Source organism: Streptosporangium sp. G12, from assembly GCF_052983175.1.
The window spans coordinates 82,663-98,940 of sequence record NZ_JBRIQO010000008.1 but is presented as its reverse complement, the minus strand read 5'-3'; the positions used below and the strand labels follow the sequence as shown (position 1 = coordinate 98,940).

Here is a 16,278-nt window from a genome sequence, read left to right as displayed (position 1 = left end):
GGGCGCCGGGCCTCGCCGTTTTTACGCCTTCTTGCGCGATGGGTTGATTTACCCGAAGCCCGGTCCGGGGATGGGTCGTCAGACGCCATCGGTCGCCATCGGGTCATGGCCGTACGCCTGCCGCCGGCCAGACGCATCCGAACGCGGTCTCGCTTGCGAAGTCCTTCGTGGACGTTAAGGAGTGATGCCCATGGCCGCCGTCACGTGTGAGACCGATCGGCCCGGTGAGCGGATCGACCCCCCTGCCGGGCGGGAGGCGACCTCGCCGGCCGGTCGCGGAGACTCGGCGACGAGGAGGAGCGCGTGAGCCAGGCGGTGGTGATCGGCGCCGGTCTCGGCGGGCTGGCCGCCGCGGTCCGGCTGGCCGCCGCCGGGCGGGACGTCACGATCGTGGAGGCGAACGACGTGCCGGGCGGCTGCTGCGGCACGGCCACCCTCGGCGACTACCGCTTCGACACCGGCCCCTCGGTGCTGACCATGCCGGAGGTCCTGGCCGACGTCTTCGCCGCCGCGGGGGAGGACATGCAGAGCATGCTCCCGCTGCGGCGGCTGGACCCGTACTACCGGCTGCGCTACCACGACGGCTCCCACCTGGACGTGGTGGCCGGCGAGGACGCCATGGCCGAACAGGTGCGCGCGCTGAGCGGTGCCGCGGAGGCCGAGAGGTACCGGCGTTTCCGCGCCAGGCTCGGCGAGCTGTTCGACGCGGAGTGGCCCGCCTTCATCGACCGTGACATGACACGGCTGCGTGACCTCGCCCGGCCGCGCGTCCTGGCCCGTATCGCGGCGCTGGGCGGCTTCCGCAGCCTGGACTCCCTCGTCAAGAGCCACCTCACCGACCACCGGCTGGTCAAGGCGCACACCTTCCAGGCCCTGTACGTGGGCCTGCCGCCCCGGCAGGCGCTCGGCATCTACGCGGTCATCGCCCACATGGACACCGTCGGGGGCGTCTTCTTCCCGCGCGAGGGCGGGATGCACGCCATCCCGCGCGCCCTGGCCGCGCTGGCCGAGAAGGCGGGCGCGCGCATCCGGTACGGCGTGCGCGCCGTCAAGGTGGAGGCCGGGTCCTCCGGCGTCTCCGGGGTCAGGCTCGACACCGGGGAGCGCCTGGCCGCGGGGAACGTCGTGGTCGCCTGCGACCTGTCCCGCGCCCACACCGGGCTGCTGCCCAAGGGCGCGGGCGACTGGCGGCTCCGCCGCCCCCGCTACTCGCCCTCCTGCCTGGTCCTGCACTTCGGCCTCGACCGTCGCCTGGCCGGGCAGGCGCACCACACCCTGCACTTCGGCAGGGAGTGGGACGCCACCTTCGCCGCGCTGCGGGCCGGGCGGCCGCAGCCCGACCCGAACCTGCTGGTCACCTACCCCGAGTCCGACACCGGCGCCGCGCCGCGTGGTCACGCCACCCTCACCGTGCTGGAGCCCACGGCCAACCTGCGCGGCGGCGCCGACTGGGACCGGCTCACCCCGCGGTTGGAGGACCGCCTGCTCGGCAGGCTGGCCGACCTCGGTTACGGCGACCTGTCCTCCGCGCCGAGGCTCACCCTCGACCCGCCCGCCTGGGCGCGGCTCGGCCACTCGGCGGGCACCCCGTTCGCCCTGGACCACCGCTTCACCCAGACGGCCTGGTTCCGGCCCGCGGGCGCGGCCAGGCGAGTCCCGGGGCTGCACTTCGCCGGAATGTACACCGCGCCGGGAGTGGGGGTGCCCCCGGTGCTGATCTCCGGCCGGCTCGCCGCGGAACGCGTACTGGAGACCCCCCGATGACCCTCACCGCGAGTTACGAACTGTGCCGCAGGCTCAACGCCCGCCACGGCCGTTCCTACTACCTGGCGACCCTGCTGCTGCCCGCCTGGAAGCGCCCGCACGTGCACGCCCTGTACGGCTTCGCGCGCTACGCCGACGAGATCGTGGACTCCTTCACGATGACCGGCGACAGGGCGCGGGCGCTCGACGGCCTGTCCTCCCGGCTGGCCGTCGTCCTGGCGGGCGGGAGCACCGACGACCCGGTGCTCCCCGCGTTCGCGCAGACCGTGCGTTCCTTCGGCGTCGACCACGGCGACATCGACGCGTTCCTGTACTCGATGCGGACCGACCTGACCGTCACCCGCTACGCGACCTACGACGACCTGCTCGTCTACATGGAGGGCTCGGCCGCGGTGATCGGCACCATGATGCTGCCCGTCCTCGAACCGCTGCCCGGCATGGAGGACAAGGCCCGAGAACCGGCCCGCCAGCTGGGGCTGGCCTTCCAGCTGACCAACTTCCTGCGCGACGTCGCCGAGGACCTGGAACGCGGCCGGGTCTACCTTCCGATGGAGGACCTGGACAGGTTCGGGGTGACGGTGGCCGATCTGGGGCGCGGCGTCCCCACCCCGGCCCTGCGCGAGCTGCTGGCCTTCCAGACCCGGCGGGCCAGGGACCACTACGCGCGGGCCGAGGAGGGGTTCGACATGCTGACCCCCTCCTCCCGGCCGTGCATCCGCGCGGCCTTCCAGCTGTACGGCGGCATCCTCGACCGGATCGAAACCGCCGGCCACGACGTCCTCGGCGCGAGGGTCGTCGTGCCCCGGCGGCGAAGACTGGCGATCTTCGCGCGGCACCTGCTCGCGGCGTCCGCGGCCGACCGCGCCGAGCGCCGCCTGATCGCCGAGATCCCGTGAACAGGCCTGCTGGAGCGGTCGCGGGGGCCTCCAACACCGTCGTCAGGAGGGCGTGATGTCGGAACCTGTGGTCGTCGACGCGATGGGCGGAGACCACGGACCGGTCGAGACGGTCGCCGGAGCGGTGGCGGCCCGGCGCGAGCTGGGGATCCCCGTGCTGCTGGTCGGCAGGGCGGCGGACATCCGTGCCGAGCTCGACCGCCACGGCGCCGTCTCCGAGATCGATGTGGTGCACGCCGAGGACGTCGTCCCGATGGCCGAGCGGGGCGCGGGGGCGGTCTCCTCCGCCACGACCAGCCTGACGGTCGGCTGCGATCTCGTACGGCGCGGAGCGGCGTCGGCGTTCGTGTCGGCCGGATCCACCGGCGCGGTCGTCTCGTGCGCCATCCGCGGCATCGGCCGCGCCACGGATGTCCTGCGGCCGGCCCTGGCCATCGCGCTGCCCTCGGTCACCGGCGGCGCCACCGTGCTGATCGACGCGGGGGCGACCTCCGACCCCACCCCGGAGATGATCGCCCAGTTCGCGCTGCTCGGCGTCTCCTACGCCCAGCTCGTGCTCGGCGTCGCCGACCCGTCGGTGGGCCTGCTGTCGATCGGCTCGGAACCGGGCAAGGGCAACCGGCTGACGCGCAGGGCCGGCGAGCTGCTTCCCGGCCTGCCGTTCCGCTTCCACGGCAACGTGGAGGGCCACGACGTGCTCGCGGGCACCGTGGACGTGATCGTCACCGACGGCTTCACCGGCAACGTGGTGCTCAAGAACGTCGAGGGCTCCGTGCGGGCCGCGCTGACGCTGGTGGCGCGGTCCGGTGTCGCCGGGGCCGAGGAGCTGCGGGAGGTGGCCCGCCGCTACGACCCCGAGACCCACGGCGGGGCGGCGCTGCTCGGGCTGAGCGGCACCGTCGTGGTCGCGCACGGCTCCTCGCGGGCGGCGACGATCGCCCGCGCCTGCGCGGTGGCGCACGACCTCGCCGAGGGCGGGGTCGTCACCCGCTTCGGGGAACACCTCGCCGCGGAACCCGCCCGTTGAGCGGGAACGGGCGGCCGGGCGGAGCGGGCCGGGTCAGGCCAGCGGGTCGGCGCCGTCCCAGGTGCCCTCGCTGGCGTACGGGGAGAACCGGGCGAACAGCTCCTCGGAGTACCAGTCCTCCGCGCGCGTCCTGCCGATCACCCGCCGGTGCTCCCGTCCCCGGTGCGCGAAGTCCCGCACCGCGGCGGCGTCGCGCCACAGCGAGAACGTGCCCTGCCTGGCCAGCGGCCACTCGCCGACGCCGACCGAGGCCAGGCAGCCGTCCTGCTCCGCCAGGAGGCGGTCCACCCCGGGGACCGAGCGGTAGAACGCCACCAGGCGGGAGGGCCGGATCGACGCGCGGGTCAGCACGGCGACGGGGCCGCCTGGGCCGCCGGGATCGCCGGGATCGGGTCCCCGCGCGCTCCCGGGAAGAAGGCCGGACGGGCTCGTGGGGAGAGGGCCGAACGGGTCCACCCCGTTCCAGCGGCCACGCGAGGCGAGGGGAGCCAGCCGTACCTGCCAGGACTCCCGAGCCTCACTTCGCCAGCGCTCCGCCACCGGGGAGTCGCCCAGGAAGCGGTCCAGGTCCCGCTCGTCGCGCCACACCGCCAGCAGGGCCCAGCGGCGCAGGTCCGCGCCCACGCTCATCGAGGCCCCGCGGCCGGAGCCGAGCAGCCGCCAGAACCTCAGTCCCGGCGTGCTTCCCAGCACCGGCCGGTCGAACGCCATATACCGCATAGCCCCCATATCCACATATTTCGTGAGATGGAAGGAAGCGATGGTTCCCCTGCTCGTCTCGGTCATCGGCGGCTACCTTCTCGGATCCGTGCCGGTCGCCGTGCTGGTCGCCCGCGCGCACGGGTTCGACCCCCGCGAGGTCGGCGACCGCAACCCCGGCTTCTGGAATGTCCGGCGGCGGCTCGGCTGGCGGGCCGCCGTGCCGGTCTTCGCGGGCGACACGCTCAAGGGCACGCTCGCGGGGCTGCTCGGCCTGTGGGCCGGCGGCGCGCACCTCACCTGGCCCGGCGGGGTGAGCGGTGACAGCGTGCTGCCGGTGTATCTCGCGGTGGCCGCCGCCATGGCCGGGCACGCCTGGCCGGTCTTCGCCGGGTTCGCGGGCGGCCGGTCGGTCCTCGCCTTCGTCGGCGGCTTCGCCGTCATCTGCCCACCGGGTTTCCTGCTCGGGGTGGCCGCCCTGGTCGTGGTCGCCGTGGTGACGCGGTCCTTCGCGATCGGGGCGCGCGTCGGCGTCTTCGGCATCCCGCTGTTCCAGCTGCTCTTCGCGCCGGTCGTGTACGTGGCCGGGACCGGCCTGCTCATGTGCCTCATCGGGCTGCGCTTCGGTCAGGCGGCGCGGACCAGCCGCCCGTCGTGACCGGTGCCGTCTCCGGTCCCGGCCGCGCGTCCGGTCCAGGCAGGGTGCCGGATCCCGGCCGGTCGTCCGTCGCGGCCCCGCCGGAGCGGGTGCCCGTCGTGCCCCGGCCTGACCGCGCGCCCGTCATGCCGGAGCCGGGGTGGGAGACCATCGTGGCGGCGGGATAGACGCGGCCCCGCCAGTTGCGCACCGGGCGGAGGGTGGCCTGCGTCAGCCGCAGGGCCGCCAGCGGGTCCAGCAGCGGGGAGAGCAGCACGCCCGGCCCCGGCCGCGTGTAGCTGCCGCGCAGCGCGCCGGCCAGCAGCAGCCGCACGGCCAGCAGGCCCAGGTCGAGCCGGGTGGGACGGCCGGCCACCAGCCGCAGCACGGGCAGCGCGGCGGCCAGCCAGACCACGGCCAGGTCGGCGGCCTGCCAGCCCGGCGCGGTGGCGTCGCGCAGCGACAGCGACCGCCCCCACTCCCGCCACACCCCGGCGGCCGAGTCGTGCATGTCGACCTCCAGCAGGCCCCCGGCGTCCAGGAACCCCACCGCCCAGCCGTCCGCCGCCAGGACCCTGGCCAGCGCCACGTCGTCGGCCATGTTCCCGCGTACCCGCGCGAACCCGCGGGCGTCCAGCATCGCCGTGCGGCGGAAGGCCGTGCACTGGCCGTTGGCCATCGCCCGGTGCGGGGCCGGGGGAGTGGCCGGCCCGATCGGGCCGAAGCGGTAGACCAGCGTCGCCAGGAACGAGGCGTGCAGCGCCTGCTCGACCGACCCGTCGCACACGAACCGGGGTCCCGCGCTCACCAGGTCGTATTCCCCCAGGGCCGCCGCGAGCGCGCCGAACAGTCCCGGCGCGGGCCGGGCGTCCGCGTCCAGGGTAACCACGACGTCACCCTCCGCCGCCTCGACGCCCTGCCGCAGCGCCCACTGCTTGCCCACCCAGCCGTCGGGGAGCGGCGCCCCCGTGACGACCTTCGCGCCGAGCCCGGCCGCCAGCCGTGCCGTGCCGTCACGCGACTCGTCGTCGACGACGATGACCTCCGCGACGTCCGGATCGGCGAGCACCGCCGACAGGCACGGGCCGAGGCGGGCCTCCTCGTCGCGGGCGGGGATCACCACGGACACGCGCGGCGACGCCGTCCGTACGGAGGCCAGCGCGGGCCGGCGACGCCGCCCCCGGGCCAGCCTCACCGCCACGGCCAGCGCGGCGGCGGCCTGCAGCGCGGTCAGGAGCCTCATCTTCATGCCTCTCCGGCCGGGACGGCTCCGGTCCCGCGGCCCCGGCCGCCGGCCGCGCGGGGGGAGCCGGCGGGGAAGTCCTCCCGTACGAGCGAGGCGACGATGCGGGCGCCCATCGCGACCAGCGGCAGCCCGCCGCCGGGATGCGCGGAACCGCCCACCAGGTACAGGCCGTGCCGGGGACCCCGGTTGCCGGGGCGGCGGAAGGGCGCGAGCCTGCCCGAGTAGGCGCCGCCGTAGATCGAGCCGCCCCACGCGCCGTACCGGTCGCGCAGGTCGGCGGGGGTGAACAGGTCCACGAAGCGCAGCCGCCCCGACAGGTCGTGCCCTCTGGAGGCCAGGCGGTCGAGCACCAGGTCGCGGTACGCCTCCGGGGACATCGGCCACCGGCCGGGGTCGCGGGACGGGACGTTGACCAGCATGACCCAGTTCTCCGTGCCCGGCGGGGCCTGCGACGGGTCGTCCACGACCGAGCAGCCGATGTAGACGGTCGGGTCCTCCGGAGGCCTGCGCCGCCGGAAGATGTCGTCGAACTCCCGCTCGTAGTCGCCGGAGAAGACGATCGAGTGGTGGCCCAGCCCCTCGGTCCTGCCCTCCACCCCGGCCAGCAGCAGGAACGCCGAGGAGGAGGTGCCGAGCCCGGCGATGCGCCGCAGCCGCCGCCGGTCGGGCAGCAGCCGCCCGTACAGCGCCGCCGCGTCGGTGTTGGCGACCACGACGTCGGCGCGGTCGCGTTCCCCCGAGGCGAGCCGCACCCCGTTGACCCGCTCGGTGTCGGCGAGCACCTGGGTCACCTCCGCGCCAAGGATGACCTCCACCCCCGCCTTCTCCAGCATCAGGGCCAGGGCGTCGGCGATGCGGGGCAACCCTCCGGGGACGTACCAGCCGCCCTCGCCGTGCTCGATCGCCGGGACGCACCCCAGCGCGGCCGGGGCGCGGTACGGGCTGGAGCCCGCGTAGGTGGCGTAGCGGCCGACGTACTGGCGCAGGCGCGGGTCGGTGAAGAAGCGGCGGGCCAGCCCGTCGAGGGTCCGGCCCGGCGCCACCGCCAGCAGGTCCGACAGGCGGGCCTCGGCGGGCGGCCGGGTGAGCGGGCCGGTGAAGAAGGTGCGGCGCGACGCGTCGAAACAGTTCCGCGCCCAGTCGAGGAAGGCCAGCCAGGCGCGGCCCTCGCCGGGGGCGAGCCGGTCGACCTCGGCGGCCGTCCGCGCCGGGTCGCGGTACGCCGCCAGTGTCGAGCCGTCCGCGAAGCGGTAGCGGCACAGCTCGTCGAGTTCCACCAGGTCGAGTTCCAGCCCGAGGCCGGTGAAGACGGCGGGCAGGGTCAGCAGGGAGGGGCCGACGGAGAAGGTGAAACCGTCCCTGGTGTGCTCGGCGAGCTTGCCGCCCAGCCGGGGGAGCCGCTCGTACAGGCGCACCCGGTGCCCCTGCCGGGCCAGCAACAGCGCGGAGACCATGCCCCCGACGCCGCCGCCTATCACCGTTACCTCGGGCATCCGCGTTTCCTTCCGATGGGTGCGGCCGTCGACATCACGCCGGGCCCGCCCCGGGCAGCGGCCGTCTCCGGCGTCCACGCCGCCAGGCGAGCAGGGTGAACAGTCCCATCGAGAGCCCTCCGGCCGTGGCCACCAGCGGGTCCCGCGGGACGAAGACGGCCGCGAAGCCGATGGTCTCCATGACCGCCATCACCGTGTAGATCGACACCAGCCCGGCGCTCCACGCGGCGGGCCCGGCCAGTACGCGTTCCAGCAGGGTCATCACCAGCAGGGAGACGACGAGCCAGCCCGCGAAGTTGCTGAGGGGAACGTCCCGGTAGGGGCCGGGCTCGTGCCAGACCCACAGGCCCAGCCGGATCATCTGCGGGTCCAGGAACAGGTCCCAGGCGGTGAGGGCCAGCGCCCCCGTGACGATCCGCGCCGCCCTGGACCCCGGCGCGACGGCGGCGGCCGCCGCGTGGGCCGCCAGCCCCATGCCGCCCCACGCCAGCGCCACGATCACCGGCACCCCGCCGGGCGCGGGCCACAGCACGCCGGTGTAGTGGTAGTCGCCGAACGGCAGGCCCGTCCTGATCCCGACCCACTCGGCGGCGTACCCGGTCGCGACCACGGCCGCGAACGCCGAGACGGCCCTGGCGGGGGAGTGGGTCGCGCAGGCGAAGGCCAGCGCGCTCGCCGCCAGCAGCAGGACGACCACGCTGGTCAGCACGATCGGCCGGGGCTGCAGTCCCGAGGCGACCTGCGCGACGACCATCGCGGCCAGCAGCGCCGCGCCGAGCACGCTCGCCACGCGCGCTCGCGGTCTCACCGGCGAAGGCGGCTCCCGCACCGCCCCGCGCACGGGCCGTCCGCTGCTCATCTGGTGACTGTGCCCCATGGACGGTCATTCGATCGGCCGGATGCGGTCAGATTCACTTTGAGGTCACGATCTTTCACTTCGAGGTGACGATCTCCGGCGAGTGCGAGTGCGAGTGCGAGTGCGAGTGCGAGTGCGAGTGCGAGTGCGAGTGCGAGTGCGAACGCGAGTGCGAACGCGAGTGCGAGTGCGGTGTGGACGGTGCTCCCCGGTCCTCATGTCGGCAGGGTTTCCCCGCCTTCGCCCCGACAGGCTGTCCCGGTCTCGTCCCAGGCGTCCGCACATCGTGACGTGTAATCACCCTGCAAGGGCCGTGCATGCCCGGTGCTGTACAAACCTCTCACCACCTCGATCCGCCTCCTGCGCCCGGTTGAAAGGACGACCCAGCATGCGCACGACACGCTCCACGACCTCCGAGTGGAACGACCACGAGACGCTCCACGGCTTCGGGCAGGGGGCGGCGGGTGCGGTGGGTGCGGTGCGCGGTTTCGGCTCGTGGGCGTGGGTCCTCGCCGCGGCCCCGATCGCGCTGGCGCTGGTACTGATGGTGGCGTTCTCCGTGGGGAACGCCGCGAACGCGCCCGAGCAGACCGTCTATCCCGGGATCCGCAGCCTCTCCGTGGACACCGACCACGGGAACGTGGAGATCGTCGGCGCCGACGTCACCGACGTCCGCGTGACGCGACGCCACCACGGGGACGCCCCGCGCGGCGAGTCGTCGGGAGGCGGGTCCCTCGCCGTCGGTCTCCTGTGCGACGAGGGGTTCGTCTGCACGACGATCCGAGACACCCCGCGGGACCGTACCGACTACGCCTTCGTCGTCCCGGCGGGCATCGACGTCACCGTCCACAGCCGCAACGGCGACGTCGTCCTGCGCGGGCTCACCGGGAAGGTCGTCACCCGCCCGGGCAACGGCTCGATCACCCGCCAGGACGGCCAGGGCGCCCAGGGCGCCCAGGGCGCGCAGGATGCCCAGGGCGGCCAGTAACGACCAGGGCGTGGCCACGAGGTCTCCGGCGTTGACGGCCCGCGGAGCGCCCTGGCGCGGTGGGTGGGGGGTATGCGGGTCCAGGAACGCCGTAGGTGTGGATCAGCGACGAGGTCGCTTGAGCGGCTCGGCCGCTCCATGGAGCACCGAACCGCCTCGCCGACTCCTCCGGCGCGCCTGGATGATCGCCACTTCGGCCGGCGCAGACCAGGCGGCCCTACAACCCGTACTTACTCCAAAGAAATAGTGCTGCGCCATGAGTTCTCATGGACTGCCACTCTTTTGACGTCAGACTGCTTCTGATCTCGGTCAGAACCGGGGCGATATTGGCTTTGATGAGATATTCGGCCGTCATCACGTAAACCTGATTGAAGCAGTCGGCTTTCGTCTTCCGACTACTTTTCATTGCGATAATCTTCTTGCTCATATTATTGTAATATGGTTCGAACCTGCGCTGAAGGACTGTGAGGGCCTTTGTCAGCGGAACCCCGGAGGTCGATATGATCACCATTTGACTTGGGGTGAGAGTGTTCGGGGCGATGAGAGTGCCGAAGGACTCTTTAAAAGGTTTGTTGGCGTAGATGTCTTCCGCCATCGCGTCCAGGATTTTGGACAGCTGCTGATCGGTGAAGAATGTCGTCAGCAGGGTTTTGGTCTTATTGATGGCCGTCTGCTTGGACGTGATCAGGGTTTGCGGCCCCTGTAGCAGGCCCGGTTTGGCTGATATCGACGCGTGAGTAGCACCCATCGACGTCTGGGTCGGCGACGATGAAGCTGCGCTTGCCACTGAGGCATTCGCAAGGCAGACCGACACCGTGACGGCGGCGGCCAGAAGAGAGGTTCGGGGCACGGCCGTCACGTTACTCATTTCTTCGGTGCCCGTCCACGGCGACGTCTCGGCGCAGGGCTTGGATGAGCAGGGCGAAAGGCCCGCTGATGCCGTGGGCGATGCCAAGGTCGGCGTGCCCGCCGGGGAAATCGGATGACGTTTACCATCGCCGCACCGTGACCGTAGCGGCCGGTTTCCGGGTGGTAGGTGTCGAGCTCGATGTCCGGCACCAGGCCTTGCCCGCGCAGGCCTGTGGCCCACTCGGCGACCCTGGCGGCGGCGGCCTGTCCGTACCGGTCGGAAGCAGGCAGGCGTACGTACAGCCGCAGGTGCCGTCCGGTGGCCGGACCGGTCGAGGTCACCAGCGCCGACGCCGCGAACGCTCCCCTCGCCGACGCGGGCCGGAGCGGCCCGGAGCGGCCCGGAGCGGCCCGGAGCGGAACAGCAGGCCGTACGACGGATCAACTCTCCGCGCGACAGGCGGTGTCCCTGGGCGGCACGCGGAGGTCGATGAAGTACCGGTTGGCGTATGCGATCGTGCACGGGTCACCCGTGTGGTACAGCCCGTGCCCAGGCCCTTCGAAGCGGATCGTGCCCGACCCCGGTACCCGGAGGGCGAGGTCGGCGGTGTCCGCGTAGTCGGTCCACGTTCCCGCGCCGACGAACGGCGGCAACCGGTCCACGGGGAGAGGAGCGGCGGGGTTGCGGACCGGTTCCGGCCAGCCCACGCAGCCCAGGGGGTGCCACAGCTCGGAACCGGACAGATGCGGCGCGATCCGGTCGCCCAGGGCCCGCAAGCGGCGGTATTCGGCGTAGTCGCGATAGCGGATTCCGTCCAGGCAATGGGTCATGTTCATCCCGACGGGCGAGGGCGGCTTCAAGCTGCCCAGCGTTCCCGCCTTGACGTAGTCGGAAAATCCGGTGGCGTCTCCCTTTCCCGCCCGCCTGATCGCCTGGGCCAGTTCCTTCCACCGGGCGTTGTCCTCACCGGGCGTGACGAGGTCGGGCATGGCGGCCACGGTGATGTCGAAGCCGCTGTAGGCGACTCCCTTCTCGGCGGACACAGGAGAGCGGTCGGCCGCGGAGATGAGGTGATCCCAGGCGGTGCCGACGTCGCGTCCATGCAGTGCGCAGGCGGAGTCGTTCGCGCACCACTGGGAGAAGCGGGCGAACTGTGCCTCCATGAGGGTGTACCGTGCTCGATCCTGCTCGATCTTGTCCCGGAGCGTGTTGACGCTTCCGTCCAGGTACATCGCTCGTACCCGGCTGGGGAAGAGCCGGGCGTAGGCGATTCCGGGGACGCCGCCGTAGGAGGTGGCCATGAAGGTGAATCGTCGCTCGCCCATCGCCGCGCGGATCGCGTCGATGTCGCGCGCGAACGAGGCGGAGTCGAGGTGAGCGAACAGCTCAGGGTCGGCGGCTCGGCAGGCTTCGGCGGCCGCCCGGTTCGAGCGGGCCAGCGCGCCCCAGTCGCGCTCGCTGTCCGGTCTGGTGATCCACGGTCCGGTGGTGAGGCAGTCCTGGTCGAGGACGCCCAACTCGATGCCGTTGCGCGGAAGGAGGCTGACGACGTCGAAGCTGTCCCGGATCTGGGCGAAGCTGCCCGCGTGCCGCTCGAGGTCCTGCACTCCCGACCCGCCGGGCCCGCCGGGGATGGAGAACAGCACGCCGACGCGGTGGCGCCTGCCGGTGTGCGGCAGCATCGCGAGGGGGAGCGTGATCGTACGGCCCTGGGGTTCGGCCCAGTCGACCGGAACGCGGATCTCACCGCAGAGCATCTTGCCGCAGGGCTTCCACGCCAAGGTGGAAGCGGGAGGGACGGCGGCGGACACGGACGTGGCACCCACCAGGACGACGGTGGCGAACGAACCGGCCAGCAGCGGCCGGACGCGGCGTCCGCGCGGCGCGACGGCGACCGTCGCGGCGGCCAGGGCGGCCACGGTGTAGGCGGCCAGCAACGCGCCCGCGGAGGTCGGGGTGAGCAGGCCCTCGGCCGCGATCTGGGCGGGCAGCGCCCCGATGAGGTGCGCGCCGATCCGGTGGCCGAGCGGACGCGGCAGGGTCTGCGCGGCGACGGGCAGGATCACCAGTAAGGCCGTCAGCGTGACCAGGGTGCCCGCCGTGGAACGGATCGCCGTGCCCAGTCCGAGCCCGATGAGCGCGACCAGCGGCATCGAGGCACCGGTGATCAGCAGCCCCGCCAGGACGCCGGGCTCGGACAGGGAGGCGCCAAGCGTCTCCCCGCCCAGCAGGACCGTGTCCGCCCTGGTGCCGAGGACGGCCATGGTGGCGGCGTGCATGCCGAAGACCAGCACCTGCCCCGCGACCAGGCTCACGGCCACCAGGACCGGGATCTTCGCGAGGAGGAAGGTGTGGCGGGCCGGGACGGCTGTCAGACTGGTGCTGATGTGGCCCGTGCCGTACTCGGTGGTGACGGACAGCGCGCCGAGCGCGCCGATCACGAGGTAGGCGAAGGGCAGCCCGGTGTCCAGCCCGTCGCCCAAGCCGTCAAAGCGCCGCAGGTCCGCCCCCTGCTGGTTGTCGAAGCCGCGCGTGACCAGAAAGGCCACGCCCGCGCTGAGGCCTACCGTGGCCAGCGAGGAGACCAGCAGGTAGAGGTTGGTGCGTAGCGTCCTGAACTTCAGGAACTCCGCCGCGATCGCGTCCGTCATCGTGCCACGTACTCCCTGCTGTCGCCGGTCAGCTCCATGAACGCCTCCTCCAGGGAGGCCTCGCGCGGTGTGAGCTCGTACAGCGTGATGCCGTGGGCGAAGGCCAGCTCACCGATGCGCCTGGCCTCCAGTCCGGTCACCGCCAGCCCGTTCTCGGCCCGCACGACGCCCCCGTTGGCCCGCAGGACCAGCGCCAGCGCCGCCGGGTCGGCGGCGCGGACGAGCACGTCGCGGCGGTACCGCTCGGCGAGCGCCGCCATGGCCGTGTCGGCGATCAACCGGCCGCGCCCCATCACCACGACGTGGTCGGCGGTCATGGCCATCTCCGCCATCAGGTGGCTGGAGACGAGCACCGCCCGGCCCTCCGCGGCCAGCGTGCGCATCAGCTCGCGGATCCACCGCACGCCCTCCGGGTCCAGCCCGTTGACCGGTTCGTCGAACATCAGCGCCTCCGGGTCGCCCAGCAGCGCCACCGCGATCCCGAGCCGCTGCTTCATCCCCAGAGAGAACTTCGCGATCCGCTTGCCCGCCACGGACGTCAGCCCCGCCCGGTCGAGCACTTCGTCCACGCGGGCCAGGCCGATGCCGTTGCTGCGCGCCACGCACGCCACGTGCGCCCGTGCGGTGCGGCCACCGTGTACGGCTCCCGCATCCAGCAGCGCCCCCAGTGTCAGCAGGGGGCGCTTGAGCGAGGCGTAGGGCCGCCCGGCGACCAGGGCGGTGCCGGCCTGGGGGGCCTCCAGGCCGAGGATGGCTCGCATCGTGGTGGACTTCCCGGCGCCGTTGGGGCCGAGAAAGCCGGTCACCCGGCTCGGTTTCGCGGCGAAGGTGAGCCCGTCCACCGCGATGGCGTCGCCGTACCTGACGGTGAGGTCGTTGACTTCGATCACGGATCCAGCCTCGCCGCGGTGTGCCCGCGTCCTCCATCGGCCCACGCCCACCACGTGAGGCGGGATTTCCCACCCCGGAAGGTGGGGCTGGGCCTACCGTGTGACGGATGATCAGAGGGCAGACTGGCGGGGTGAGCGGAGTCAGGAGGGGGTTGATCGCAGCGGCCGGGGTGCCGCTGAACGCGATCATGGGCGTGGCGGTGGTTCTTGCCTGGGTGCCGGACATCCGCAGGGCTCTCATCTCACTGCAACGAGCGTGGGCGGGAGCGGCGCTGGGCCGGGCCGTCCCCGCGGGTGGGTCCGGGCCGCGTGTCCTGGCCTGGCTGGCGATCAACACCGTCGTCGGCCCGGCCCTGCTGATGGCGGTGGCCGCCGTGGTGAACACGGTGGGCGTCATCTTCTCCCTGCGGCCCGCCGTCAACGGTCCCAGCGTGACCTTCACGCTCAGCCTGGCGCTGCTCACCCTCTCGGCACTCGCCTTGATCATCGCCGCTCTCATGGGACTGGCCGAGGCCCGGCTCGCCGAACTACTCCTCGGCGACGGCGGCCCGCTGGCGCAGCGGGTGCGAGAGCTGACCGTCTCCAGGGCCGCCGCCGTCGACGCGCGGGCGGCCGAGCTACGCCGGATCGAGCGCGACCTGCACGACGGCGCGCAGGCCAGGCTCATCTCCGTACGGATGAGCCTCGGCCTGGCCAGGAACGCCGGCGACCCCGAGCAGGCCCGCGAGCTCATCGAGGAGGCATGGGAGTCGGCCGGTCAGGCGCTTGCCGACCTGCGCGACCTGGTGCGCGGCATCCACCCGCCCGTGCTCGCCGACCGCGGCCTGACGGGCGCGATCGAAGCGGCCGTCCTGCTCTGCCCCGTCCCGGTCGCGACGGACCTCGCCCTGACCGGCCGCCCCGAGCCGCCGGTCGAGTCCGCGCTCTACTTCGCCACCGCCGAGGCCATGTCCAACGTCACCAAGCACAGCCACGCCACCCGTGCCTGGGTACGGCTGAGCCACACCCGCGACGGCCTCCGCCTGGTCGTCGGCGACGACGGGCACGGCGGCGCGGATCCGGCGGCGGGCACCGGACTGCGTGGGATCGCGCAGCGCCTGTCCGCCTTCGACGGCACGCTGGCCGTGTGGAGCCCGCCGGGTGGCCCTACCGTCCTCACCATGGAGCTGCCGTGCGGGTTGTGATCGCCGAGGATCTTGTCCTGCTGCGCGACGGCCTGATCCGGCTGCTGTCGGCGCACGGCTTCGAGGTCGTCGAGGCGGTGGACAACGGCCCCATGCTCCTGGCCGCCCTGGTGGAGCAGAGCCCCGACGTGGCCGTCATCGACGTACGGCTCCCGCCCACCTTCACCGATGAGGGCCTGCGCGCCGCCCTGGAGGCCCGGCAGCGCCGGCCAGGGCTTCCTGTGCTGATCCTGTCGCAGTACGTCGAGCAGCTCTATGCCCGCGAACTCCTCTCCGACCGGTCGGGCGGCATCGGGTACCTCCTGAAGGACCGCATCGGCGACGTGGCGGAGTTCGTCGAGGCGGTCCGCCGGGTCGCCGGCGGCGGCACCGCCATGGACTCGGAGGTGATCTCCCAGCTCCTGACCCGCCGCTCGAGGGACGAACCCCTGGCGGAGCTGACCACCAGGGAGCACGAGGTCCTCGCCCTGATGGCGGAGGGCCTGTCCAACCTGGCGATGGCGACCCGCTTCGGGGTCACGGACAAGACGATCGGCAAGCACACCAACAACATCTTCGCCAAGCTCGGCCTCCCGCCCTCTGACGACCACAACCGCCGCGTCATGGCCGTCCTCGCCTACCTTCAGGCGGGCCCCATGTCTCCGAACCCGTCTTAGGGCCTGTACTTCGCGCCGTCCCGGCTCGTGTCAAGGTCCGGCCGCCGGTCAGCCGCCCGCGCACCCGCCCTGCCGCGGTGGCCGCCGACGAGGCCTACTCCTCCCGGTCCGGTGGGGGAGCCGCAGGCTCAGCGCCCGAGGAGTATCAGGCGCAGCCGCCTGCCGAATCTTCCGCGCCGGAACGCCGCGCGTTCGTTGACCCGGGGAAAGGGCCCGTCCGGCCGAAGCCCGCACCGATCACCTTCACGTCGTGCTCCCCTCGGTGTTCCGGTGGTACGTCCATGGTCGCTCTCCGGAGCCCGGATGGCCTTCCCGCGGTCGGTCCCCATCCCGGGCGGGAGCTCTGATGATTCTCTGATCTGCGCTGTCTAGCTTCGTGGTGAGCGACATACCGGTTATACGACGGCACACCGCTTCAGACGAGTCCAGAAGCCCGCCGCA

15 protein-coding genes are annotated in these 16,278 nt (G+C 72.8%); 7 read left to right on the top strand and 8 right to left on the bottom strand.

Annotation, left to right across the window (positions count from 1 at the left end; translation table 11 throughout):
- The first annotated feature begins 303 nt into the window (after positions 1-303).
- The 3 genes from crtI to plsX are packed head-to-tail and all read left to right on the top strand — an operon-like array spanning position 304 to position 3,687.
- Positions 304-1,764, top strand: a complete 1,461-nt coding sequence (gene crtI, locus ACVCAG_RS14350) for a phytoene desaturase family protein (RefSeq protein ID WP_440083577.1) — start codon at positions 304-306, stop codon at positions 1,762-1,764.
- The gene (locus tag ACVCAG_RS14345) at positions 1,761-2,660 is read left to right on the top strand and encodes a squalene/phytoene synthase family protein (RefSeq protein ID WP_440083576.1); all 900 of its coding nucleotides are present in this window, start codon (positions 1,761-1,763) and stop codon (positions 2,658-2,660) included. The genes crtI and ACVCAG_RS14345 overlap by 4 nt, the downstream gene beginning before the upstream one ends.
- Positions 2,661-2,715: 55 nt before the next feature.
- On the top strand, positions 2,716-3,687 hold the full coding sequence (plsX, locus tag ACVCAG_RS14340; protein ID WP_447189928.1) for a phosphate acyltransferase PlsX: 972 nt from the start codon (positions 2,716-2,718) through the stop codon (positions 3,685-3,687).
- Positions 3,688-3,720: 33 nt separating this feature from the next.
- On the opposite strand, the gene ACVCAG_RS14335 is transcribed toward plsX, so the two are convergent.
- Positions 3,721-4,407, bottom strand: coding sequence for a spheroidene monooxygenase (locus ACVCAG_RS14335; protein WP_440083574.1), 687 nt, complete (start codon positions 4,405-4,407; stop codon positions 3,721-3,723).
- Positions 4,408-4,429: 22 nt separating this feature from the next.
- Here ACVCAG_RS14335 and ACVCAG_RS14330 point away from each other — a divergent pair, with 22 nt between their 5' ends.
- A complete protein-coding gene (locus tag ACVCAG_RS14330; RefSeq protein ID WP_447189927.1) occupies positions 4,430-5,044 on the top strand; it encodes a glycerol-3-phosphate acyltransferase in 615 nt (204 codons plus the stop codon).
- On the opposite strand, the gene ACVCAG_RS14325 is transcribed toward ACVCAG_RS14330, so the two are convergent.
- From ACVCAG_RS14325 to ACVCAG_RS14315, 3 genes are read right to left on the bottom strand one after another with little or no spacing between them, the layout of a single operon-like run.
- Positions 4,995-6,272: a glycosyltransferase family 2 protein gene (locus tag ACVCAG_RS14325; protein WP_447189926.1), complete on the bottom strand. Its 1,278-nt coding sequence runs from the start codon at positions 6,270-6,272 to the stop codon at positions 4,995-4,997. The genes ACVCAG_RS14330 and ACVCAG_RS14325 overlap by 50 nt on opposite strands.
- Positions 6,269-7,762, bottom strand: a complete 1,494-nt coding sequence (locus ACVCAG_RS14320) for a phytoene desaturase family protein (RefSeq protein ID WP_447189925.1) — start codon at positions 7,760-7,762, stop codon at positions 6,269-6,271. The genes ACVCAG_RS14325 and ACVCAG_RS14320 overlap by 4 nt, the downstream gene beginning before the upstream one ends.
- Before the next feature lie 34 nt (positions 7,763-7,796).
- Positions 7,797-8,621, bottom strand: coding sequence for a carotenoid biosynthesis protein (locus ACVCAG_RS14315; protein WP_440083570.1), 825 nt, complete (start codon positions 8,619-8,621; stop codon positions 7,797-7,799).
- A 385-nt stretch (positions 8,622-9,006) separates the two neighbouring features.
- On the opposite strand from ACVCAG_RS14315, the gene ACVCAG_RS14310 reads away from it, so the two are divergent.
- On the top strand, positions 9,007-9,606 hold the full coding sequence (locus tag ACVCAG_RS14310; RefSeq protein ID WP_440083569.1) for a hypothetical protein: 600 nt from the start codon (positions 9,007-9,009) through the stop codon (positions 9,604-9,606).
- Positions 9,607-9,823: 217 nt separating this feature from the next.
- On the opposite strand, the gene ACVCAG_RS14305 is transcribed toward ACVCAG_RS14310, so the two are convergent.
- The 4 genes from ACVCAG_RS14305 to ACVCAG_RS14290 all read right to left on the bottom strand — a co-directional run bounded on the left by ACVCAG_RS14305 (position 9,824) and on the right by ACVCAG_RS14290 (position 13,997).
- Positions 9,824-10,465, bottom strand: a complete 642-nt coding sequence (locus ACVCAG_RS14305; protein ID WP_440083568.1) for a hypothetical protein — start codon at positions 10,463-10,465, stop codon at positions 9,824-9,826.
- Between the two features lie 5 nt (positions 10,466-10,470).
- Entirely contained in the window at positions 10,471-10,797 is a 327-nt protein-coding gene (locus ACVCAG_RS14300; protein ID WP_440083567.1) for a lantibiotic dehydratase C-terminal domain-containing protein, read from the bottom strand.
- A gap of 99 nt (positions 10,798-10,896) precedes the next feature.
- Complete coding sequence (locus ACVCAG_RS14295) at positions 10,897-13,107, bottom strand: alpha/beta fold hydrolase (protein WP_447189924.1); 2,211 nt, start codon at positions 13,105-13,107, stop codon at positions 10,897-10,899.
- The gene (locus ACVCAG_RS14290) at positions 13,104-13,997 is read right to left on the bottom strand and encodes an ABC transporter ATP-binding protein (RefSeq protein WP_447189923.1); all 894 of its coding nucleotides are present in this window, start codon (positions 13,995-13,997) and stop codon (positions 13,104-13,106) included. The genes ACVCAG_RS14295 and ACVCAG_RS14290 overlap by 4 nt, the downstream gene beginning before the upstream one ends.
- A gap of 131 nt (positions 13,998-14,128) precedes the next feature.
- Between ACVCAG_RS14290 and ACVCAG_RS14285 the strand changes: the two genes are divergently transcribed.
- Both ACVCAG_RS14285 and ACVCAG_RS14280 read left to right on the top strand, forming a co-directional pair.
- Complete coding sequence (locus ACVCAG_RS14285; protein WP_440083564.1) at positions 14,129-15,181, top strand: histidine kinase; 1,053 nt, start codon at positions 14,129-14,131, stop codon at positions 15,179-15,181.
- Positions 15,169-15,837, top strand: a complete 669-nt coding sequence (locus ACVCAG_RS14280; RefSeq protein ID WP_440083563.1) for a response regulator — start codon at positions 15,169-15,171, stop codon at positions 15,835-15,837. Before ACVCAG_RS14285 ends, ACVCAG_RS14280 begins: the two co-directional genes overlap by 13 nt.
- Positions 15,838-16,278: the final 441 nt, after the last annotated feature.